Annotated in this window: 17 protein-coding genes; 6 read left to right on the top strand and 11 right to left on the bottom strand. The window is 56.5% G+C overall.

Features of this window, described 5'->3' with window-relative positions; translation table 11 throughout:
- Positions 1 to 97 precede the first annotated feature (97 nt).
- Both J2I47_RS25285 and J2I47_RS25280 read right to left on the bottom strand, forming a co-directional pair.
- Positions 98 to 1,486 carry a HAMP domain-containing sensor histidine kinase gene (locus J2I47_RS25285; RefSeq protein ID WP_207367414.1) on the bottom strand — a complete coding sequence of 463 codons (1,389 nt, stop codon included), beginning with the start codon at positions 1,484 to 1,486 and terminating at the stop codon, positions 98 to 100.
- Positions 1,483 to 2,160 (bottom strand): response regulator transcription factor, encoded by a 678-nt coding sequence (locus tag J2I47_RS25280; protein ID WP_207367449.1) that lies wholly within the window; start codon positions 2,158 to 2,160, stop codon positions 1,483 to 1,485. The genes J2I47_RS25285 and J2I47_RS25280 overlap by 4 nt, the downstream gene beginning before the upstream one ends.
- Before the next feature lie 260 nt (positions 2,161 to 2,420).
- Between J2I47_RS25280 and J2I47_RS25275 the strand changes: the two genes are divergently transcribed.
- The 5 genes from J2I47_RS25275 to J2I47_RS25255 all read left to right on the top strand — a co-directional run bounded on the left by J2I47_RS25275 (position 2,421) and on the right by J2I47_RS25255 (position 7,734).
- A complete protein-coding gene (locus tag J2I47_RS25275; protein ID WP_207367413.1) occupies positions 2,421 to 3,287 on the top strand; it encodes an SDR family oxidoreductase in 867 nt (288 codons plus the stop codon).
- An 82-nt stretch (positions 3,288 to 3,369) separates the two neighbouring features.
- A complete protein-coding gene (locus J2I47_RS25270) occupies positions 3,370 to 3,966 on the top strand; it encodes a gluconate 2-dehydrogenase subunit 3 family protein (RefSeq protein ID WP_207367412.1) in 597 nt (198 codons plus the stop codon).
- Positions 3,963 to 5,522 carry a GMC family oxidoreductase gene (locus tag J2I47_RS25265; protein WP_207367411.1) on the top strand — a complete coding sequence of 520 codons (1,560 nt, stop codon included), beginning with the start codon at positions 3,963 to 3,965 and terminating at the stop codon, positions 5,520 to 5,522. The genes J2I47_RS25270 and J2I47_RS25265 overlap by 4 nt, the downstream gene beginning before the upstream one ends.
- A gap of 53 nt (positions 5,523 to 5,575) precedes the next feature.
- On the top strand, positions 5,576 to 6,907 hold the full coding sequence (locus tag J2I47_RS25260; RefSeq protein WP_207367410.1) for a family 1 glycosylhydrolase: 1,332 nt from the start codon (positions 5,576 to 5,578) through the stop codon (positions 6,905 to 6,907).
- Positions 6,908 to 6,915: 8 nt separating this feature from the next.
- Positions 6,916 to 7,734 carry an alpha/beta fold hydrolase gene (locus J2I47_RS25255; protein ID WP_207367409.1) on the top strand — a complete coding sequence of 273 codons (819 nt, stop codon included), beginning with the start codon at positions 6,916 to 6,918 and terminating at the stop codon, positions 7,732 to 7,734.
- Positions 7,735 to 7,785: 51 nt separating this feature from the next.
- On the opposite strand, the gene J2I47_RS25250 is transcribed toward J2I47_RS25255, so the two are convergent.
- The 9 genes from J2I47_RS25250 to J2I47_RS25210 form a co-directional block, all read right to left on the bottom strand.
- A complete protein-coding gene (locus tag J2I47_RS25250) occupies positions 7,786 to 8,901 on the bottom strand; it encodes an ABC transporter ATP-binding protein (RefSeq protein WP_207367408.1) in 1,116 nt (371 codons plus the stop codon).
- 118 nt (positions 8,902 to 9,019) lie between these two features.
- Entirely contained in the window at positions 9,020 to 10,279 is a 1,260-nt protein-coding gene (locus J2I47_RS25245) for a hypothetical protein (RefSeq protein ID WP_207367407.1), read from the bottom strand.
- Between the two features lie 158 nt (positions 10,280 to 10,437).
- The gene (locus tag J2I47_RS25240) at positions 10,438 to 11,244 is read right to left on the bottom strand and encodes a carbohydrate ABC transporter permease (RefSeq protein WP_207367406.1); all 807 of its coding nucleotides are present in this window, start codon (positions 11,242 to 11,244) and stop codon (positions 10,438 to 10,440) included.
- Between the two features lie 252 nt (positions 11,245 to 11,496).
- Entirely contained in the window at positions 11,497 to 12,348 is an 852-nt protein-coding gene (locus J2I47_RS25235; protein ID WP_207367405.1) for a carbohydrate ABC transporter permease, read from the bottom strand.
- Between the two features lie 301 nt (positions 12,349 to 12,649).
- Complete coding sequence (locus J2I47_RS25230) at positions 12,650 to 13,930, bottom strand: ABC transporter substrate-binding protein (RefSeq protein ID WP_229374937.1); 1,281 nt, start codon at positions 13,928 to 13,930, stop codon at positions 12,650 to 12,652.
- 132 nt (positions 13,931 to 14,062) lie between these two features.
- Positions 14,063 to 15,196: a LamG domain-containing protein gene (locus J2I47_RS25225; RefSeq protein WP_207367403.1), complete on the bottom strand. Its 1,134-nt coding sequence runs from the start codon at positions 15,194 to 15,196 to the stop codon at positions 14,063 to 14,065.
- Between the two features lie 213 nt (positions 15,197 to 15,409).
- Positions 15,410 to 16,906 carry a RagB/SusD family nutrient uptake outer membrane protein gene (locus tag J2I47_RS25220; RefSeq protein ID WP_207367402.1) on the bottom strand — a complete coding sequence of 499 codons (1,497 nt, stop codon included), beginning with the start codon at positions 16,904 to 16,906 and terminating at the stop codon, positions 15,410 to 15,412.
- A gap of 137 nt (positions 16,907 to 17,043) precedes the next feature.
- Entirely contained in the window at positions 17,044 to 20,172 is a 3,129-nt protein-coding gene (locus tag J2I47_RS25215; protein WP_207367401.1) for a SusC/RagA family TonB-linked outer membrane protein, read from the bottom strand.
- Between the two features lie 135 nt (positions 20,173 to 20,307).
- The gene (locus J2I47_RS25210; RefSeq protein ID WP_207367400.1) at positions 20,308 to 20,985 is read right to left on the bottom strand and encodes a 4'-phosphopantetheinyl transferase family protein; all 678 of its coding nucleotides are present in this window, start codon (positions 20,983 to 20,985) and stop codon (positions 20,308 to 20,310) included.
- Between the two features lie 109 nt (positions 20,986 to 21,094).
- Here J2I47_RS25210 and J2I47_RS25205 point away from each other — a divergent pair, with 109 nt between their 5' ends.
- Positions 21,095 to 22,003, top strand: a complete 909-nt coding sequence (locus J2I47_RS25205) for a WD40 repeat domain-containing protein (RefSeq protein WP_207367399.1) — start codon at positions 21,095 to 21,097, stop codon at positions 22,001 to 22,003.
- Positions 22,004 to 22,063: the final 60 nt, after the last annotated feature.

The raw sequence follows: 22,063 nt of genomic DNA, 5'->3' as shown, positions 1-22,063 counted from the left end.
CCAAAGAAGGTCAGGTGTGCTTTTTGGGTGTTGGGTTCGGAAAAAGAATAGTAAGAACAACAGCAACGGGTAGCACCGCGGGCAGCAGTGCGCTGGTTCAACCGGCTGTCAACGCCGGTGTTGTGGCCTGAACAGGCAACTGCACCGTGACGGTAGTGCCTACGCCAAGGGTTGAGTCGATCATAAGCTGGCCGTGGTGCAGGGCCACAATACGATTGGTCAGGGCTAGCCCGATGCCATGACCGGGGGCCACGTTGGTGGTGTGCGACGACCGGTAGAACGGTTCGAACAGATGAGGCAAATCCTCTGGGGGTATGCCGTAACCATTATCAATAAAGGCCACCTGTACGGCGTTGGCAATAAACGAAATCCGCACCGTTACGTTGTGGTCGACGGAGTACTTGCAGCCGTTTTCCATCAGGTTCTGCAAGGCCGTACGCAGCAGTGCCTCTTCGGCGGGCACCGTGAGGTCATCATCCTGTTCGGCCAGGGCTTCGTCATCGAAATCAAACAGGATGTCGATGGAATACTCCGGCTTTTTCGACAAAATGTTGCTACGGGCCTGCCAGAGCACTTCGTCGATACGCGTAGGCCGGAACGACAGGTTGGCGGCGTCGGTGTTGGCGCGGGCCAGGTCGAGCAGCCCATTGGCCAGGTCAATCATGCGCTGTACCTGGTAGAGTACCTCGTCGAGGGTCTGGCGGTAGTACTGCGTGTTGCGGGGCTGCATAAGCGCCACGTCGATGTTGCCGCGCATAATGGCCAGCGGCGTGCGCAACTCGTGGGAGGCATGGGAGACAAAACTGCGCTGGGTAACAAAGGCCTCCTCAAGCCGGTTGAGCATGGCGTTGAAAGTGCGGGCCAGTTCGGCCAGTTCGTCGCGCTGTCGGCTTACCTGTAGCCGCCGGTGGATGTTGGTACCCGAAATGGTGTTGACCTGCTCAATGATTTCCGACACGGGCCGCAGGGCATCGGAGGCAAACAGCCACCCCGCTACCCCCACGGCCAGCAGGCTGGCCAGCCAACCAAAAATCAGGATTTGCCGCAGCCGCATGAGGTGGTTAAAACCATAACGGTCATAGGCTGTGGTCACCACCACCAGCATGGGGCCCGACTTACTGTGGTAATTTAAGGCAAGCGTTTCGTGCTTATTCTCGCGAAATTTGAATTCACGCCCCGCCCGAATTTTTTCCAGTCGGCTGGGCGGAATACGAACAAGTGGTCCCGGCCCTACTGTAAACGCTACCTGATTATCAGGCGTATAGATTGTGATTCGCTCATCGACCATCACGGGCAAGTCGGTGCGGGCCACGTCGCCGGCATCTTCGCGTACGCGGACTGTGGCCTTGGCCTGTTCGCGGAGGCGTTCGTAGAAATCAACTTCCCGGAACTGATTGTAGAGCAGGTAAATGGCAAGCGAAAACAGCAGCAGGATAGACCCCACCAGCAACAAAAACAAGAGGGTCAGTCGGGTACGGATGTTCACTCTTCTTTCATGATGTAGCCCATGCCAATAACCGTGTGGATAAGCTTCGTCGGAAACTCTTTATCCACCTTCTTCCGCAGGAAATTAACGTACACATCGATTACGTTGGTACCCGTGTCGAAGTGAATATCCCACACTTTTTCGGCAATGTCTACCCGCGACACCACCCGGCCCCGGTTGCGCATGAGGTATTCGAGCAGGCCGAACTCCTTGGCGGTCAGTTCGATACGCTTACCACCGCGGCGGGCTATTTTTTCATTCAGATCCAGTTCCAGATCGGCCACGCGCAGTACGTTCACGGTGGTGCCGCCGTCGGCGCTGCGTTTGTGCAGGGCACGGATGCGGGCCATCAACTCCCGGAACTCGAACGGTTTGACCAGGTAGTCATCGGCGCCAGCTTCAAACCCCGATAGTTTATCTTCTACCGAACCCATGGCTGTGAGCATCAGAATGGGGGTGTGCACCTGTTCATGCCGGATGGTCTGGGCCAGATCGAGGCCATTCATTTTGGGCAGATTTACGTCCAGCACAATAATGTCGTAGCTGTTGCTGAGCGCCATCGTACGGCCAATCTGACCGTCGTAGGCCAGGTCGACCTCGCACTTCTGCTCTTCAAGGCCTTTTTTAACAAATGAAGCCAGCTTGGGCTCATCTTCGACTACCAGTACTTTCATATCTGCAACATACATAGTATTCCGACGATTTTAATGGACTAACCTGTGCAACTTATTCTGTGAACCAGCGCTCTGCCCATACAGGCGCGCTTTTTTCTGTGTGGCCGGCAGTGTAAACGTGGTGACAGGGCATTAAAACATAACCAAATACTCGTTAAAAGAACGTTAAGCCCTATCGAGAGCCCGTTACGGCCTATTTTTAACCTTTCGCCTCATTGTGAGGTTGGTCTGGGTAATACCATCCAATGCTTTACAACGGTATGACTACCCAGGAAACGCGCCCTTCCTCTCAGGAGATAAAGGGACAGAAATTACCTTACCCCGCCCGCCAGTCGGATATGCAGCAGCAGCCCGACTCCGACCTTTCCAATTATAAAGCCGCCGGCAAACTAACGGGCAAAGTAGCCCTTATCACTGGTGCCGATTCGGGCATCGGCCGGGCCGTGGCTATTGCCTATGCCATGGAAGGTGCCGCCGTGGCTATTCTTTACAACGAAAACACCGATGATGCCGCCGAAACCAAACGCATGGTTGACGAAAAGGGAGGTAGATGTCTCGTTATTCAGGCCGACGTCCGGCAGTCGGCGATGTGCAAAGACGCGGTGCAACAGACTGTCAATGAATTCGGTAGCCTGAATATACTGGTCAATAACGCTGCCTACCAGATGGCGCAGCAAAAGTTTGAAGACATCACGGAAGAGCAACTGCGCCGGACGTTCGAGACCAACATATTCGGCTATTTCTTTATGGCGCAAGCTGCCCTGCCGCACCTCCAGAAAGGCGACTGTATCGTGAACACGGGCAGTATTGTGGGTATTGTGGGCAACCCACTGCTGGTAGACTATACGGCTACGAAGGGTGCCATTCATGCCTTTACCAAATCATTGGCCATTCAGCTTGGTGAGCGGGGTATCCGGGTGAATGCCGTGGTGCCCGGTCCGGTCTGGACGCCCAATATCCCGGCTACGATGCCAAAAGATGAAGTAGAGAATTTTGGTCACGAAGTGGCCCTTGCCCGCCCTGGCCAACCCGAAGAGCTAGCCCCCGCCTATGTGCTGCTTGCCTCATCAGATGGTAGTTTCATGACCGGGGCACTCGTAGAAGTAACCGGCGGCAAGCTGGGGTAATGGCATGACAGTATGCAGCGAAAAACTGTACTCCGGTTTTCGCTGCATACTGCTGATTGTTCTTCACTGCATACTGTAATAGATGGCATCCTTTAGATACCCAATCGGCACAGTACGGGCACTGCTCGATACTGACCATGTGACCCCCGCCACCCGGCAGGCGTTGCAAACAAGGCTGGACAAACAGCCCGAACAACCCCAGTTTTTCACCCCCGATGAAGCCGACCTGCTGCATCAGCTGTCGGCCCGGCTTTTTCCCCAACCCGACACCCGCCCGTCAATCGACGTGGTAAGCCCGGTCGATCATCGGCTGGCGCATAACGAAAGCGATGGCTGGCGGTATGACCTTCTCCCGGCTGATCCTGACGCCTGGCGGCAAGGCCTGAATGGCTTCCAGGAGGCCGCACAGGCACAGTTCGGCAAGCCATTTACCCAACTCGACGGTGGTCAGCAGGATGACCTGATTGGCCAGATTCAGCAGGGTACCGCTATCGGAACCTCGTTTACTCCCCTGCAGTCGAAGCGCTTTTTTGAAGATATGCTGGCCGAACTCGTGAGCCTGTATTTCAGCCATCCGCTGGCGCAGGAAGAATTTGGCTACGTAGGCATGGCTGATAAGCCACGCTGGGATCGGGTGGGGTTAAACGAACTGGAAGCACGAGAACCCGGGGCATTATGAAAACATACGCAACAAATGACGTTGTCGATGCCGTTGTGATTGGCACAGGGGCAGGTGGTGCACCACTGCTGGCCCGGCTGGCACAGGCTGGCCTGCGCGTAGTGGCGCTGGAAGCAGGCTCAGAAAAAGACCCGACAAAAGACTACGCTACCGACGAACGGGCGCAGGAATTCCTCTTCTGGAACGACGAACGCCTCAGCGCGGGCGACAATCCGCTGGCTTTTGGCTCCAACAACTCCGGTACCGGCGTGGGTGGCTCTACCCTGCACTACACCGCCTACACCCCCCGCGCCCAACCCGACGATATGCTCATGCGTACCGAATTTGGGGTTGCCGCCAACTGGCCTGTAGATTACCACACCGACATTGAGCCCTATTACGATGAACTGGAACACTTTTTGGGCATTTCCGGTCCATCGGATTACCCCTGGGGGCCGAAGCGTAAACGCAATTATCCGCTGCCGCCGCTGCCATTGAACGGGGCGGCGCAACTCATGCAGCGGGGGTGTGCACAACTGGGCATCAGGACATCGCCCGCCGCCAACGCCGCCCTGTCGGGGCGCTATTATCAGGAGGGGATCGGCTGGCGCGAAGCCTGCACCAACCGGGGCTTCTGCCAGGCGGGGTGCAGCGTGGGGGCCAAAGCCAGTATGGACGTGACGTTCATTCCGCTGGCCCGCGCCCACGGGGCTGAAATCCGCCCCGATGCGTTTGTGACCACGTTCGACCGCGATTCGCAGGGGCGTATAACGGCGGTGGTATACGTGCAAAACGGGCAGACCTACCGGCAAAAGTGTACCACCGTTTTCCTGTGTGCAGGTGCGGTTGAAACACCCAGATTGCTGCTGATCAACGAATTGGCCAACAGCAATGGGCAGGTAGGCCGTAACGTGATGGCCCACCCCGGCCTGCAAATCTGGGGTGAATTCGACGAGGATGTCCGACCGTATAAGGGTATTCCCGGCGGATTGATTTCTGAAGATACCCACCGGCCTTTTGCTGGTAAATCCGCTGACTTTGCGGGGGGGTATTTGCTGCAGTCTATCGGCGTGATGCCCGTAACCTATGTGAAGCAGATGGCCCGCGGCCGGGGCCTTTGGGGGCAGGCACTGATCGACGCCATGAGCCGATACAATCACGTGGCGGGCATTAACATCCTCGGCGACGGCCTGCCCTACGACCATAACTACCTCGAACTGTCGGATGAACTTGATGCCCGTGGTCTGCCCAAACCGCGTGTGTACCATACCGATGGTGAGAACGAAAAGAAGATGAACGCCCATGCCGAAAAAATCATGCGCGACATCTGGTCGGCGGCGGGAGCCAAAAACGTCTGGGCCTTTCCGCGGGCGGCCCACATCATTGGCACCTGCCGCATGGGCCACTCGCCCGACGAAGCCGTGGTCAACGCCAACGGTCAAAGCTTCGATATTCCCAACCTCTACATCAGTGATAATTCCACCTTTCCGTCGTCACTCAGCGTCAATCCTGCCCTGACCATCATGGCTCTGGCACTAAGAACGGCGGATAAATTTTTAATGATGCGTAATAAATGATGAGCGATCCGCCGCGGTGGACCACTCATCATTTATCACGCATTACTCCCTACATGAACTTCCTATCACATATCAAGAAACACTTCGGCGACGGCAACTATGCGGGCGACGAATTTGGCGGTGGATCCGGCCACAACGGCAGTGGTTTACCCAGTGGGTCGCCCTCCAACTTTATGTTTGCTACGGGCATTGAATGCTCGTATCCAACCATCCAAAACGGTAAAGTTCGCCGCGATCAACTCCGCGAATGCGGCCACTATGACCGCTACAAAGAAGATATTGGTCTGGTTAAAGAGATGGGGTTGAAGGTGTTACGTTACGGCTTGCCCTACTACAGCATTCATCAGGGACCCGGAAAATTCGATTGGGAGTTTGCTGATCTGGCCATGGCCGAAATCAAGCGGCAGGGTATAACACCCATCCTCGACCTTATGCACTTTGGCGTGCCCGACTGGCTTGGGAACTACCAGAACCCCGAGCTTCCGGTACATTTCGCCGACTATTGCGCTGCCGTGGCCGAACGCTATCCCTGGGTGCGTTACTATACGCCCGTCAACGAGATCTACGTCACGGCTCGCCACAGTGCGAAAGATGGCCTCTGGAATGAGCAGCTGAAAGACGACAAAGCGTTTGTAACGGCCCTGAAACATACGGTGGCGGCCAGTATCATGGGTACGCAGCAGATTGCGCAGCGCCGCAACGACCTGATTATCATACAGAGCGAAAGCGCTGAATACATCCATGAGGTGTGTGCTTCGCCAACGGCAGAAATCAACCTGCATAACGAACTCCGCTTCCTGTCGCTCGATTTGCTCTACGCCCATGCACCCATTGCCGACGTAACACTCTATTTGCTCGACAACGGCATGACCCGCGAGGAATACAAGTGGTTTATGGCGGGTCAGCCACCGGGCTATCAGGTGATGGGTAATGACTACTATGGCCGAAACGAAAAGATAAAACTGCCTGATGGTCAAGAGTTTAATTCGATGGATGTGTTGGGTTGGTACCAGATCACGAAAGAATATTATAACCGGTATCATAAGCCGGTTATGCATACTGAAACCAACGTCTTTGAGGCCGACGACGCGCCTATGTGGCTCTGGAAACAGTGGATCAACCTGATGCGCATGCGCCGCGATGGGACGCCCGTGCTGGGTTTCACCTGGTACAGCCTCATTGACCAGATCGACTGGGATTCGGGCCTGGCTGAGCTTAATAACCGGGTCAACGCCTGCGGGTTGTATGACCTCGACCGCAAACCCCGTCCCGTAGCGGCGGCGTATCAGGCATTGCTGAAAGAATTTGGTCAGATCACCATTGTTCCCTACGGGCAGTTGCTGGAAGTGACCGATCAGCCTGCTCGTATCAAAGTTGAAATTTAATTGTCGCTATGCTTAATACGTTTACCCGTAATCCACCGCAGCGGGGCTCGGACCGGGTAGGGGCAAGCCCTGCCCTTACGCTGGTGTTTCTGCATTACTATGGTGGGTCAGCCCAGTCATGGACCGCCGTAGTCGATGCGCTTGCTCCTGATTATGGGTGCCTGGTGTTTGATTTGCCCGGTTTTGGTGAGTCACCACCACTCTCTGACCACCAGGGGGTTGATGACGTAGCGCTGGTTGTGGCTAACGCCATTGCCGAGCAGATAGGCGATACGCCGTTTGTGCTGGTGGGGCACTCGATGGGTGGTAAAATTGCCCTTGCCATTGCAGCCGGCCGGCCAGGACAGGCCCAACCGGCAGGACTGCGCGCTATGGTGTTGCTGGCGACGTCGCCCCCCGGACCCGAACCCATCCCTGACGATTCGCGGCAGGAAATGCTGGACAAGCCGAGTCTTTCGCCGCTAAAACAGCGCGAGTCGGCTGAAAAAACGCTGGCAAAAATTACCCGGAAACCGCTTTCTGAAGCTGTGAGGGCACAAACTATAGCCGACAACCTCCGCGCTTCGCCCGAAGCCTGGATCGCCTGGCCCGCCATCGGTAGCCGCGACAACATTACCAACCGTATGGCTCGTATCACGGTGCCGGTGGCGCTACTGGTTGGCGATCAGGATGAAGCACTTGCCTCGTTTGTTCAGCCCGATATGGTGCAGCCCTACCTGCCGCAAGCCACGCTCCGCATCCTCCCCGGCGTGGGCCATCTGCTGCCTATGGAGGTACCGGACGAGGTGGTGAACCAGATACGGGAGGTTTGCAGTAAGCTGGCCTGACGCGAACGGGAATAAACAGGTTAGCCTGCTCCGGCGTATTCAGACGCCGGTTCAAATAGCCAACTCTGTTTCGGCGTCAAAGAAATGGACCTTATCCAGGTCCCAGAAAAGAGTAATGTGGGCGGTAGGAGAGAGGGTAGCGGCGCGGTCGGGGGTGAGGCGGGCTACAATACGGATCCCCTCAATGGTGAGGTAGCCGAGGGCTTCGTTCCCCATGTTTTCGATGGCCTCAAATGGCAACTGTTCCGACGAAAAGAATGGACGGTCTCCGCTGGTTGGCGCATCAGTCAGGTGTTCAGCCCGAATCCCCAATATTACCGGCTTACCCACGTGGCGCTGTAATCGTTCATGATGAACCGATTTCGACAGGTCAATCTGTAAGGTATTGCCCTGACTATCAAAGGTTAGCCTGTTATTCCTCTGCTGAATAATTCCGGGGAGTAGGTTCATGGGTGGGGTGCCGATGAAGCCCGCAACGAACAGGTTAACGGGGTGGTTGTAGAGGTTAATGGGCGTGTCGAACTGCATCACGTCGCCACCGCGCAGCACCACGATGCGGTCGCCGAGGGTCATGGCTTCTACCTGATCGTGAGTGACGTAGATCATGGTGGCGTTGAGCTGCCGGTGCAGTTTCTGCAGCTCAATCCGGGTTTGGCCGCGCAGTTTGGCGTCGAGGTTAGAGAGAGGTTCGTCGAACAAAAACACCTTTGGTTCGCGCACGATGGCCCGCCCAATAGCCACCCGCTGCCGTTGCCCGCCCGACATATCCTTTGGTTTCCGGTGCAGCAACGGCTCTATTTCCAGAATCCGCGCGGCCTGCTCTACCCGCTGTTTTATTTCGACTTTGGACATTTTGCGCAGGGTCAACCCAAAGGCCATGTTCTCAAACACGGTCATGTGCGGGTACAGAGCGTAATTCTGGAACACCATCGCAATGTCGCGGTCTTTGGGCGGCACGTCGTTCACCCGCCGCCCGTCGATCAGCAAATCGCCGTCGGTGATGTCTTCCAGCCCCGCGATCATCCGCAGTAGTGTCGACTTGCCGCAGCCGCTTGGTCCCACGAGCACCAGAAATTCACGGTCTTTCACGTCGATGGTCACGTCGCGAATCACGCGCGGACCACCGGCATATGCTTTGGCAATATGGTTGAGTTGTACGTTGGCCATTTTTTAATGAGTGAATGAGTGACGGTCCGACGTTTCGGTGAGCGAATGAGTGACTAGGTTGGACTGGGACGCATAGTCACTCATTCGCTCACCGAAACGTCGGACCGTCACTCATTCGCTAATTGATTTTTTGCGCCGCCCACAGACTCTCGATCGTGGATTCGGCACCGGCGTTTTGGTTGATTCGGGTTGTGCTTAGCAGGCCGTCGTAGCCGCGGCCCGTGGCGGGGTCATACATGACGGTGCCGGCAGCGTTTTTACCTCCAAACCAGCCATACAGTTGCTTCGCCAGGTCACGGTACTTGGTGTCTTTTGTCTGGTCGTAGGCTTCCATCGTGGCCCAGATCATAGGCCGGATACCGTAGGCAATCTGCGGAAATTTGTTCGATTGCAACAGGCCAACTCCCCCGTCGCGGGTTTCCACCGAAAACGATTCCAGGAAGCCTTCTTTAAGCAGGTACGGGTAAAAATTGTCTATTTCTTTGCGGGCGGCGGTGATCCAATCGGGCTTGTTGAGTTGCTTACCCACACGTAGCAGCGCATAGGCCTGATCGGCGGCGTAGGCGTGCCAGCCATTCTCGAAACTGAGGAATGCACCGTAGGGAAACTTGGCTGCGTCGCCCTGCTGCATAACCAAGATACCCGCCGCCAGTTGGTCAATAAGGGCCAAATTAGCCGCGTTGGGGGCTATTTGTTGGTAGTTGGCTAGCCCCAGCAGCATGATCGCCGCCTGATCCGTACCCGATCCAAACGGCAACCATTTGGGTATCTGAAGGCCTTTGATGAAGGTGTAATCTTTTGGTTTTGATCCAAAATCGCGGAGCATATTCGCCACCACCCGGTCCATCGCCGTGCGCATCCGGGCAGCAAAGGTTGGGTCGCTTTTCTGGTAGGTGGGGTATGCTTCTGACAACGCCCACAACGCCCGCCATGACCAGAAATTGGCTTCGGCCACACTGGTTTTGTATGTCTTGTTGATCGTCTTGTCGGGCCAGAGGAAATTATAGAAATACCCCGCCCCGGCATCACCTGCGGGGGCCTGTAGCTGCAACAAAAATTCGGTAGCCAGTTTATGTTTGCCCTGCTTGTCGGTGTTGGTGGCAAAGTCGGGTTCGGCCAGCCAGAAAATGGCCGCCCGCGCCACGTCATCCACGCAGGTGAAGCCCTCATCGCCATCCGTAACGAGGCGATAGTCGGGCGCTTCGCTGTAGATAGCCACCGTGCCCACCTCGGCCCCGTTCGAGGCCAGCTTTACGGTCTGGTATAAGCTATTCAGATGTGCCGTATTGACCTGCCGCGTAGTTGCTGGTGCCGGTTGAACGGCCTCCTTTTTGCAGGAAAAAGAGGAGAGGAAGAGAAGAAGAACAAGTTTTTTCATACGTTGTGTGACCCCACCCCCACCCCCTGCCCCTGAAAATCAGGGGAGGGGAGTCGCTTTAGAGCAGCTTCGCTAGGCGGAGCTTACGCCAGAGTAGCTCCCCTCCCCTGATTTTCAGAGGCAGGGACGGTCCGCCGCTGCGGTTGGGGGTGGGGTCTTTAATCCTTCATGCCGGATGAGGCCATGCTGCGGATGAAGTGTTTTTGGAAGAACAAATACAGGATGATAATGGGTAGAGCCAATAGCACGGCGGCGGCGATTTTAACACCCAACTGTCCATCGGCGCGGCCACCGACGGAGAACAGCGTGACGAGTTGCGGCATGGTCATGGTGGCCTCATCGCGGATCACGATCAGGGGCCAAAGGGCTTCGTTCCAGAGGCCCATGAAGGTTAAAATGGTGATGGTCAGCACCGTGGGCAGGATGTTTGGAATCAGGATCTGGAAGATGATGCGCAGTTCGTTGGCCCCGTCTATCCGGGCGGCGTCGATAAGGGCCTGCGGTAAACCCGCAAACGCCTGCCGGAACAGGAGCACCGACAGTGAATTAAGTGCAAAGGGTACGATCAGGGCCAGATACGAATCCACCCAGCCGAGCTTCACCATCGTGATGTAGTTGGGAATCAGCGTGATCTGGAACGGTAGCGTCATAGTGAAAATGATTAGGTAGAAGATGGCGTCGCGCCCGCGGAAGGTCATCCGGGCCAGCGCATAGCCCACCATCGCCCCGGATAGGAGCACGAGGCCGGTGGTGAACACGGCTACAAACAGGCTGTTCAGAAACGCCCGCCCCAGCGGAATGCGCTCAAAAACAGTCATGTAATTTTGGATGCTTGCCCCAATAGGCAGCAACGTCAGCGACCCCAGCCCCGCCTCACTCGACAGCGACGCCGACACCATCCAGACGAACGGGTAAATGAACGTCAGGGCGGCAACGGTGAGAAGTATGTAGCGGAGAGGTTTCATGTTTTTTAATGTACAATGAATAATGAACAATGTACAATGGGGTCCGACGGGTCGGCTACGCGCTGTGGGCTACGCGCTCTAGGCCCTTCGACAGGCTCAGGGTGACAGGGAAGTTGAATCAAGTCAGGAAACTGCGCCAAGGTAGGCTGTCACCCTGAGCCTGTCGAAGGGCCTGGAGCGCGTAGCCCACAGCGCGTAGCCGACCCGTCGGACCCCATTGTACATTGTTCATTATTCATTGTACATTGTTCATTAAACTTCCTTCTCCACGTACCGCCGCTGCACGATCACCACCAGCAGGATGATGAGCGCGAAGCAGAAGCCGAGGGTAGCCGAATAGCCCATGTGGTAATACTGGAAAGCCTGTTTGTAGATGTACATCACGGCCGAGAGCGTACTGTTCAGCGGCCCGCCTTCGGTCATGATGTAGGGTTCGATGAAAAGCGAGAACCCGCCGATGGTCGACAGCACCACGACGGTGAAGAGCGTGGGGTTGATGATGGGCAGCGTAATGTAGCGGAACTTCTGCCAGGTGGTGGCCCCTTCCAGGTCGGCGGCTTCGTAATACTGCTCTGGTACGCTTTGCAGACCCACCAGAAACAGGATCACATACAGCCCCACGTTTTTCCAGGTGGCCATCACGGCAATGCTATACATGGCTACGTCGGGGTCGTCGAGCCAGCCCACGCGGCCCAGTCCGAGACCCACCAAACCCCGATTGAGCAAACCGCTGTTAAAGCTGTACAACTGCTGCCACAGGATGGTCACGACCACGCCCGACACGATCACGGGCAGGAAAAACGCCGCTCGAAAAAACGCCGCTCCCCGGATGGTCCGGTTGAGTAATTCGGCCAAAAACAGGGCTATGGCGATTTGAAGGGGTATATGCACCACCAGAAACCGCAGTGTGTTCCAGACAGCCTGCCAAAATTCGCGGTCCCGGAACACTCGCCCGTAGTTGGCCAGCCCCACCCACTTCATCGGCGAAATAATATTCCAGTCGTGAAACGTGAGCACCACCGAAAACCCAACCGGAAACGCCACAAACACCAAAAAGTGCAGCAGATATGGCGAGACGAGAAGGTAGGGGGTGAGGCGTTTCATGGGTTAGTCAGCGTATTTAATGAGTGAATGAGCGAATGAGTGATTGAGTGAATGTCTGGAAGCCGCTACGCGGAGCATTTAGAAATAATTCCGCGTGGCGGCTTCCGGTCGTTGTCGCTTGGCTCCAGCCGAGTGACCCCTATCTAAGGGCCTCCGGCCCGTAACTCGAATTTGATATAGTTTGGCCAACGGGACTCAATGTCACATTACGGGCCGGAGGCCCTCAGATAGGGGTCACTCGGCTGGAGCCAAGCGACAACGACCGGCTTCCGGACATTCACTCAATCACTCATTCGCTCATTCACTCATTCCCTAGAAGTACATCCACGGCCTTGGCGGCTTCGGCGATGGCGGCTTCGGGGGTTTTGCGGTTGTAGATTACGCAGGCTTCGTACTCCTGCGAAATGATGTCGAACACCTCCACGATGACTTCGCTGTTGTCTACGCCGCGCAGGTATTTCGACTGTTCGGCGAAGGGTTTTAGCTTCGGATGCTGGGCCAGGTAGGCAGCAAAAAACGGGTCGGTGTTCAGCGTGCTGCGGCGGGGAAACTGACCGGTTAATTCCAGAAGTCGAAGGTCGCCGGGGCGGTCGATGAGGGTCTTCACGAACTGCCAGGCGGCCACCGGGTCGGGACAGGTGTTGAAGATGACAATGTTTTTGGGGTCGGCATAGGTGTAGGCTGGTCCCATGTGGTTATTGGGCACGGGCATGGGAAAAAAGTCGTACTGGAGGTCAGGGGCGGCATATCGCTGTAAAAAGCTTACCTGCCACGGCCCCGTAAACTGGGTGGCAATGCGCCGGTCGAGAAAGGGGTCGCGGGTGGCCGAGAGCCGTTCGCGGGCAAAGAAATTGTTTTTGTAGAGGGTCTGTAAAAACCGAAATACGCCTACCGCCGCCGCGTTGTTGAACGCCGCCCGCTGATGCCCGTCGGGGCCGGTTTTCAGCAGTGGCGCCCCGTCAGACGCGGCGAGGTAGAGCGGGTAAAAATTAAACAGGCGCTGATACCAGAGTGCTTTCACTTCGGTATAGCCAATCCACTGATCCACGTAGCCGTCGCCGTTGCGGTCTTTTCGGAAGCGTTGCCCCGCCTGCGTGTAGCTGCCATATGTATAGGGCGGACCGCCCACGCCGAGGTTGCTCAACGCCTGCCGGTTGCCCAGCATCATAATGGGGTTCACCTTCCACGGGACCTGATAAATATGTCCATCGCCCGACGTTATTTCCTTAATAACGGCTGAATCGCAGCGCGTTTGCAGAAAAGCCCGAAAGCCCGGAATCGTGTCTAGCGGCACCAGCACGCCCGCTTTGGCATACATTTCCACGCTACCCTGCCACATATTGGCGTAGATGTCGGGCGTGGTTTTGCCCACCACCGACGCCAGGATGATCTCTTCACTCGATTGCCCCTCCGGTATGGGTTGAAACCGCAGCGGTTTATCGGGACGAGCCTTGCCCCACGCATCCACAAACTCCCGCGCAAAGGTGATCTCCGGCGCATTGTTGGAGCACCAAAGCACCAGCGGACGGGTAGGGGAGGTGGTTGGGTTGGGCGATTGGCAGGAGAGAAAAAGAATGAACAATGAACAATGTACAATGAACAATGTGGCTGACGCAAAATGGCTGACGCGGAACCGCGCTACCCGATCACGCGCAGGCCTTCTTGCGTCAGCCACATTGCACATTATACATTGTTCATTGTTCATTATTCTCCTCTACGGCTTCTCCGCGTTATAAATCGACTTCACCTGCGTGTCGCTCAGCACGACGTTATACATGCGAATCTCGTCCATGTCGCCAGTGAAATAGCCACCCCAGGGGCCGTTGAAGTTGTTTCCGTCAGCATCATCTTTTTCATTCAACTGATACAGGTTAGAGGGTAAATCCTGACCAATAACCAGATTGATATTGCTCTTCACGGCATATGGATCACCCGAAACGTCGGTCCAGGTTTTCACAGGTGTACCGTTTACATAGAACGTCATCGCGCCTGATTTATAGGTTACGGTCAGGTGATACCACTTGTTCACGTCGAGCGTGGGCGATTCATTGTCTTTGTCAATGTACTTGCCAGGGGCAGTTTTCACCGTCAGGAACGGTTTGTTGGCGCTCTGCAACTGAAATTTATAGCCATTCCAGCGGTTCAGCGACACCATGTAGCTGCTTTCGTTGATCTTGGTAGGCCGTGCCCAAAGCGCAATGGTAAACTCTTTCGCAGGGTTCAGCACCGAGTTGTAGGGAATCTCAATGTTCGATCCTTTGTCGAACGTGTACGCCTTACCGTCGACACCATAACGGTCTTTCGTTAACGCGGGTACGTTGGTAGCGCTACCACCCCAACCTGTCCAGCTTACGGCTTGGGTAACTGAACCAGAGGTCACTGTCGCAGATATGGGTTGCGCACCAGCTTTCAGTGCTCCATTAAACCCTTTCCCCGACGCATCATTGGCGTTGCCGTCCATTTTCAGGTACAGAATCAGGTTGGCCGCGGCGATCTCCTGCACCCGCTTCCCTGCGAAATTGGTCATACCCACGCCCAGGTTTACATAGGCATTGGTCGCGTCGGTTTGGGTGGCGGCGGCGTTGCCGTAGATGATGTTGGCCGCGTCAATGTAATTCTTGAATGTAGCTTTCGAGCCTACCTCGTAATTACCCACCTGCACACCTTCCACAGCACTGGTGTAGATCGCATTGGCACTGTCAATACGCGCCTTCAACTTGGTTTTGTCAACGGGAGTCACGACCACTGGGTCATCTGCCTTCTTACAGGCTTCAAATACGCTCAGCAGCAGCAACATAGCCAGTACTGTTTTGAGTAGCGTCTGGAGAGAAATCGACTTGTTTTTCATATATGTATTGAGAAAAAATGGTTGCGAAAGGGGGGGGGGAGGGAATGTACAATGAACAATGAACAATGGCTTCGCGCTGTAGGCCCTTCGACAGGCTCAGGGTGACACGCTATCTAAAGAAGCTCAGTGGACTTGATTCAAGGTGGTTGTCACCCTGAGCTTGTCGAAGGGCCTACAGCGCGAAGCCATTGTTCATTGTTCATTCCCTTCCTTCTACTTCAGCGCCTTGTTCGTGTCGCGCTCACTCTGGGGGAGGGGCACGTAGCGATTTTTGGCGAAGGCGTAATTCTTGTCGCGCAGGGCGGCTTCGGCGTAGGCCTGACCGTAGCGCGCAAGGTCGAAATAGCGGTGAAACTCTAGGCCAAGCTCTACCCGCCGCTCATGCCGGATGGCGTCGCGGAGGGTGGCCTGACTGGTGCTCACCACGTCGGGTAACAGATTGGCAGGTACTGCCGGCGCACCCGTGGCGGGGGCAAGGGCGGGGTCGTTGAGGTAGCTTTCGCGGGCGCGTTTCCGCACCCGGTTTAGATAGGGCAGGGCCTCAGCTCCCCGATTTAGCTCCGTCAGGGCCTCGGCAGCCATCAGCAGCACGTCGGCGTAGCGGATCATCACGTAGTTCAAATTGCCATCGCCTTTGGTGGCGGCGGGTACTTCGGCCAGCGGCTGCACGTGCTTTTTGTTCAGATACCCCGTCGGCGACCATTGCGGGTCGAAGGGTTCGCCGTTGAGCCAGGTCGTACCGGCCCGGCCTACTGAATAGTCAAGGCGGGGGTCGGCTACTTTGGCTGCCGTCTGTTCAAATTCGGCTACGAAACCCGGTGTGGGCGCGTCGAAGAAATAGCCGTTCTCGTTGGGGCGGGGCGCAAACCACTGGTTCAGCCGGTTGCCTTGAAACGGTACCTGCCCCGACAAGTGCTGCACCGCAAACACCGACTCGCGGTTGTTTTTGTAGGCCGCCCGGAAATTGTTGGCATACACCGGCAGCAGGTCATATTGCCCGCTGTTGATTACCGCCTGTGCCTGATCCAGCGCGGGCTGCCACTTTTGCTGGTATAAATAGGCCTTCGCCAGCAGGGCCTGCGCCGCGCCTTTGGTAGCCCGCCCCACGTCGGGACCGGCATGGGCAGCGGGCAGGTTCTGAATCGCCACCAGCAGATCGGCTTCAATGGCCTGTGCGTAAATCGTGCCTACCGCTGACTGCGTTACCTGCAGCTTGTCGGCGTTGCGTGGTTCCAGAATCAGCGGTACGTCGCCGTAGATGTTCACGAGGTAGAAGTAGTTCAACGCCCGCAGAAACCGTGCCTCGCCCAGCACCCGGTTCTTCAACGTCGCGTCCATGTTGATGGCCGGTACGCGCTGCAACACCAGGTTCGCCCGGTTGATGCCTTCGTACAAAACACCCCATTCAGATTCCACAGGGCCATTATTGGGGAAAATCTGGAAATTATCGACCAGTCCAATATCGGCCTGATCGCCGGGGTCGCCGCCCTTCGCCGCATCGTCGGAAGCCACGTCGCCAAAGACCCACAGCCGGTTATTGTCCGACGCAAATGAGAGCGGCTGATAGGCTGCGTTGATGGCCAGCACTGCCTGCGCCGAGGTCTGGTAAAACGCTGCTTCGGCATAGTCACCCCGCGGCTGCTCGTTCAGCATATCCGAACAAGCACCAAGGCTGAGAAGGCAGAGGAAGGTAATGAGTTTCGTTTTCATGGTGTCTACCCCACCCCAGCCCCCTGCCCTTCAAATAGAGGGGAGGGGAGCTACTCTGGCGTAAGCTCCGCTTAGCGAAGCTGCTCTAAAGCGGCTCCCCTCCCCTCTATTTGAGGGGCAGGGGCTGGGGGTGGGGTTTAAAAATTCACATTCAGGCCAACTGTATATGTCTTTGCCGACGGGTACGTACCCCAGTCGATGCCCACGGCCACGTCGCCGCGAAACTGTTCGGTGTTGAGGTTGTCACTCGATTGCTGTTCGGGGTCAAGGCCGGGGTACTTCGTGAACGTGAGCAGGTTTTGCCCGCCCACGTAAATGCGCAGGTTCGACGCCCCAAACCGTTTCAGGATGTTGCCCGGCAGCGTGTAGCCGAGTTGCAGATTTTTCAGTCGGGTATACGAACCGTCTTCCAGAAAGCGCGTAGAGGGCAGCTTGTTATTGGCCGACCCCCGCCACGAGACCCGCGGCTGACTGTTGCTCGTGCCCTCGCCGGTCCAATGCCCATCCACTACCCGCTGCGTAATGTTAAACGCCCGGTAAAACCCCTCGATGTCGGTGGCCACCTGGTAATAGATGCTATTGCCCGTAACGCCCTGAAAAAAGGCGCTCAGGTCAAAACCCTTCCAGTACACGTTGGCCGTGAGGCCGTAGGTCAGTGTCGGGATCGGGCTACCCACGTGCGACCGGTCGGCGCTGGTAATCAGGCCATCGCCGTTGAGGTCGGCGTAGCGCACATCGCCGGGTTTGATGCCGTTGCCCTGGTTGGCACTGGTGAAAAGCTGGGCTTCGTTCTGGAAAATACCGGCCTGCGTGAGCAGGTAAAACGACCCGATGGGGTGACCCGGCTCCGTCAGGGTGGCAAATACGCCGTTGTCGATGCGTCCGCCGGGAATAGGCCGCCCATCAGACAGCGACACCACGCGGTTGCGGATGAACGAGGCGTTGGCGGTGACGTCGTAGGTGAAATCGCCTTTTTTGTCGCGGTAGATCAGGTCAATTTCCAGCCCCTTGTTTTCCACCCGCCCGGCGTTCACATACGGTGCCGAGGCTGTCGTCCCGCCCGAACGCGGCACGGGTACGGGAATCAGGATATCGGAGGTTGTTTTCTGGAAAACGTCGAGGGTGAGTTGCAGTTTGTTTTTGAAAAACGCCATGTCCAGCCCTATATCGGTCTGGGTCGACGCCTCCCATTTCACGTTCGAGTTACCCCGGCTCACCACCGTATAGCCCGGCTGCTGCGCCTGCGGCGACCCAAACGGATAATTGAACCCCGACCCGATAAGGCTGGCAAAGGGGTAGTTGCCAATGTCCTGGTTGCCCAACTGCCCAATGCTTGCCCGCAGCTTCATGAGCGAAACCGTGCTGGCGATAGGCTGGAAAAAGGCTTCCTGATCAATGTTCCAACCCACCGACCCCGAAAAGAAATTGGCGTAGCGGTTGGCGGGCGAAAACCGGCTCGACCCGTCGCGGCGCACGTTGACCGAAGCCAGGTATTTGTCTTTGTAAGCGTAGTTGACCCGCCCGAACAGCGAAAACAACGCCCAACGCTGGTCGGCCTCAGTGCTATTGCGGCCCGTGGGGTCAACACCCCGGCCCAGATACCGGAGGCTGGGGTCCTGGTCGATGAAGTTCCGGTCTGACCCACCCACGGTGCGGCTCACGTTGCGGATGGCCTCGGTACCCGCCAGCACCGTTACGTCGTGCACACCCCCAAATTTGCGGCTGTAGGTCAGCGTGTTATTCCAGGTCAGCGTGCTGATCGGGCTGATGGCGTTGCTCAGCGTGGCGGGGCTGTTGATGCGTCCATTGGTGCCCCAGTTCTCGTTGAAACGCTTGTCATTCAGGATGTTAAGGTCAATACCGCCGTTGGTGCGGAAAGTCAGATTGCGGTTGATGGTCCACTCGCCAAACACGTCGCCGAAGAGGCGGTACTGCGTTTGGGTGTTGTCGGCTTTGGTGGCTAGCCCCACCGGGTTGTAGCCATCGCCGAAGAGGTCAGTGCGGGTGGGCAGGTCGAAAAAGGTGCCGTCGGGGTTGTAGACGGGCGTGGCGGGGGCGCGGAACAGGGCGTAGCGCACAATGCTGCCGCCGTTGCCACCAAAGCCATCGCCCGAACTGCCCACGATTTTGCGGTTGCTGTAGGTCAGGTTGATGTTGGTCCCTACGCGCACTTTTCCGCCAATGTCCGTATCCACACTGGTGCGCAGGGCATAGCGCTCGTAGCCGGAGTTGAGAATGATGCCCTGCTGGTTGAAATAGTTGCCCGAAATAAGGTAGTGCGACTGCTTGGTGCCGCCGCTAAACTGCAACTGGTAGTTCTGAATGGGCGCGGGCCTGAAAATTTCCTCCTGCCAGTTGGTGTTGGGCAGCGAAGCGGCAATGTCGGGCGTGATGGGGCGGCGGAAGAGGGCTGGGTCGGTGAAATCGGCGTTGTCATTAACCACCGCTTCATTAAAAATGGAAACGTATTGGGCCGTGTTAGCCATCGGAATCAGTCGCCCGTGGGTTTGTACGCCCCCGTAGGCATTGAATGAAATGCGCGGTGCGCCCGACGCTCCCCGCCGCGTGGTCACGACAATGACGCCGTTGGCCGCCCGCGACCCGTAAATGGCGGCTGACGAGGCATCCTTCAGCACCGACATGCTCTCAATATCGGCCGGGTTCAACACGCTGAACGCATCTTTTGTCGGAATGCCGTCGATGATAAATAGCGGACTGTTATCGTTGACCGTGCCCACACCCCGAATGCGCACGGCCACCCCCTCGCCCGGTGCCCCCGTCGACTGCGTGACTCGCACCCCAGATGATTTTCCCTGCAAGGCCTGGTCAATACCCGCCACGGGCAGGCGCGCAATGTCCTTGGCCGTAATGGTGGAAACAGCGCCGGTGAGGTCGGTCCGTTTCTGAGCACCATATCCCACCACGATCACCTCGTTCAGGGTTTTGTTATCTTCGACAAGCGTGATGTTGATGGCCGTCTGATTGCCCACTGACACTTCCTGCCCGGTATAGCCGACGTACGAGAATTGCAAAACGGCTTCGTCGGAGGTGACTGCTACTTTGTACCGTCCCTCCACATCAGACGTGGCTCCGGTGTTGGTACCCTTCACAATGACGTTAACGCCGGGTAGTGTCTGCCCCTTCGCGTCGCTCACTACGCCCGACACCGTTCGGTTCTGCGCCAGGAGTATTCCGGGCAGGAACAGACAAAATAAGGTGTATAAGGAAATGCGCCGCCAGACAAGAGCGGGTAGTCGTTCGTTCATAAGACGTTGAGTGATACAGTACTACGCTGTCAGTTTTCGCGAAAAAGGACAGTAGTTTCTGGTAATTATACTATTAAACTAAGGCCAGAATTTTTTGTTTCTACTTACCTAGCGGAAATAATAGAGTAAGTGGTCTTAAAAAGCGACCGCAATTAAACCCGGCTCAAGGTGCAAACAGTGAACTTGCAGTGTTTCCTGGTGATCGTGCAGCCGAACGTGACCGGTTAATAAGCTTGCGCCGGTGGGGAAGGGGTCAACCAGCAGGTGTTCGCGGAAAGTGAGCTGGCGCTTACCGTATAATTTGTACAGGGCCTCTTTGGCGCACCAGTACACCGCCAGCCGGTCGGGTTGGCCGTTGGCATCCTCGATTTCCGACGGCGACAGTACCCGCGGCACCACGCGGGTAAACTGGTCGCGGATGGGTTCAACGTCTATACCCACAGGCCGCGTTTGATGCCAGACCGCCGTGGCCCAGCCGGGCGTATGCGACAGCGAAATGTGGCCCCGCGTGGATTCGCCCGGCCGGTCCGCCAATGCGGTGGATTTGCCGGCTGATTGACAGAGGTGTGGTTTGCCAAATTCGTCTTTCCAAAGACAGGTGTATGGCTGGCCCCTCATTTCGATCAGCGTTTTCAGCGCCACCCGACAGGCCAGCCACTCCACCCGCTGCCCCGGATGCGCGATTCCCGCCAGATCAGCCTGTTCCTCATCGGTCAGTACCAGTTGCCCGGCCAGCGTTGGCTCGTCTTCGGTGATCTGCCAGCGAATCAGTTCACAGTCGGGGCTAATGGCGTGGGTAGCGAGGTGGGGCATGGGCGAGTTTAAAGTCCAAAGTTCAACGTTTGAGGTTAAAGTTTCAGAAAAGACGCTGTTTACAAAACTTTAGACGTTAAACGTTGAACTTTGGACTTTGAACTCGTCTATGTCCTTTCACATTCAACGCCTCGATACGTTTGGCGGGCACCGCGACAGTGTCTTTACGTTGATTAGTTCGGCCCAGCCCGATCACTTCTTTTCGGCGGGGGCCGATGGGCAGGTGGCTGACTGGGACATGGCCCGGCCCGACCTTGGGTCGCTGGTGGCGCAGATTCCGGCTTCGGTCTATGCCCTGGCGCGTGACCCCGGTAGTGGGTTGCTCTGGGTAGGGCAGAACTACGAAGGCCTCCAGTTCATCGACCCTGAAGCCCGCACTGTGGCCGGGTCGTTGAAACTCACGACCACTGCCATTTTCGATATTCAACTTTACCGGCAAACGGCCTTTGTTGCCCTGGCCGACGGTGTAGTGGTGGTGCTCGACGTACCTACACGGGCGGTGCGTAAGTACGTAAAAGCCAGTGATAAATCGGCTCGGTGCGTGGCTATCAACCCGGTTGAACGTGAAGTGGCCGTTGGTTACAGCGATCACCGTATTCGCCTGTTTGATATGAACACGCTCGAGTTGAAACAGACGCTGGAAGGGGCCACTAATTCCGTCTTCGCGCTGACCTACTCACCCGATTTTCGGCATATGCTGGCGGGCGGTCGCGATGCGCATTTGCGGTCGTGGGATGTGGAAGCCAACTACCGCCCCGACGCCGACATCGTGGCTCATATGTATACGATCAACCACATGGCCTATAGCCCTGATGGGCAGTGGCTGGCCACGGTGAGCATGGACAAAACGGTCAAAATCTGGGATGCCGATTCGCTCCGACTGCGCAAAGTAGTAGACCGGGCGCGGTATGGTGGGCATAGCACGTCGGTGAATAAAGTGCTTTGGTTAAGCAATACTCAGTTTGCTACCGCCAGCGACGACCGGACCGTGGCGGTGTGGGCTATTGATGGTTTTTAGCGATTATTGTCGTTAATTCCCATCAGGAACGGACTTTCCACATTTTACAACCAGCCTTTT

The sequence above is a fragment of the Fibrella rubiginis genome (assembly GCF_017353185.1).
GTDB lineage: Bacteria > Bacteroidota > Bacteroidia > Cytophagales > Spirosomataceae > Fibrella > Fibrella rubiginis.
Note: the sequence above shows the minus strand (reverse complement) of the source record. Positions and strands in the feature narration are given on the sequence as shown.

Coding starts and splice junctions, on each gene's coding strand:
- J2I47_RS25280 (WP_207367449.1), bottom strand. CDS start 2,160: ATGAAAGTACTGGTAGTCGAAGATGAGCCCAAGCTGGCTTCATTTGTT.
- J2I47_RS25275 (WP_207367413.1), top strand. CDS start 2,421: ATGACTACCCAGGAAACGCGCCCTTCCTCTCAGGAGATAAAGGGACAG.
- J2I47_RS25270 (WP_207367412.1), top strand. CDS start 3,370: ATGGCATCCTTTAGATACCCAATCGGCACAGTACGGGCACTGCTCGAT.
- J2I47_RS25265 (WP_207367411.1), top strand. CDS start 3,963: ATGAAAACATACGCAACAAATGACGTTGTCGATGCCGTTGTGATTGGC.
- J2I47_RS25260 (WP_207367410.1), top strand. CDS start 5,576: ATGAACTTCCTATCACATATCAAGAAACACTTCGGCGACGGCAACTAT.
- J2I47_RS25255 (WP_207367409.1), top strand. CDS start 6,916: ATGCTTAATACGTTTACCCGTAATCCACCGCAGCGGGGCTCGGACCGG.
- J2I47_RS25250 (WP_207367408.1), bottom strand. CDS start 8,901: ATGGCCAACGTACAACTCAACCATATTGCCAAAGCATATGCCGGTGGT.
- J2I47_RS25245 (WP_207367407.1), bottom strand. CDS start 10,279: ATGAAAAAACTTGTTCTTCTTCTCTTCCTCTCCTCTTTTTCCTGCAAA.
- J2I47_RS25240 (WP_207367406.1), bottom strand. CDS start 11,244: ATGAAACCTCTCCGCTACATACTTCTCACCGTTGCCGCCCTGACGTTC.
- J2I47_RS25235 (WP_207367405.1), bottom strand. CDS start 12,348: ATGAAACGCCTCACCCCCTACCTTCTCGTCTCGCCATATCTGCTGCAC.
- J2I47_RS25225 (WP_207367403.1), bottom strand. CDS start 15,196: ATGAAAAACAAGTCGATTTCTCTCCAGACGCTACTCAAAACAGTACTG.
- J2I47_RS25220 (WP_207367402.1), bottom strand. CDS start 16,906: ATGAAAACGAAACTCATTACCTTCCTCTGCCTTCTCAGCCTTGGTGCT.
- J2I47_RS25215 (WP_207367401.1), bottom strand. CDS start 20,172: ATGAACGAACGACTACCCGCTCTTGTCTGGCGGCGCATTTCCTTATAC.
- J2I47_RS25210 (WP_207367400.1), bottom strand. CDS start 20,985: ATGCCCCACCTCGCTACCCACGCCATTAGCCCCGACTGTGAACTGATT.
- J2I47_RS25205 (WP_207367399.1), top strand. CDS start 21,095: ATGTCCTTTCACATTCAACGCCTCGATACGTTTGGCGGGCACCGCGAC.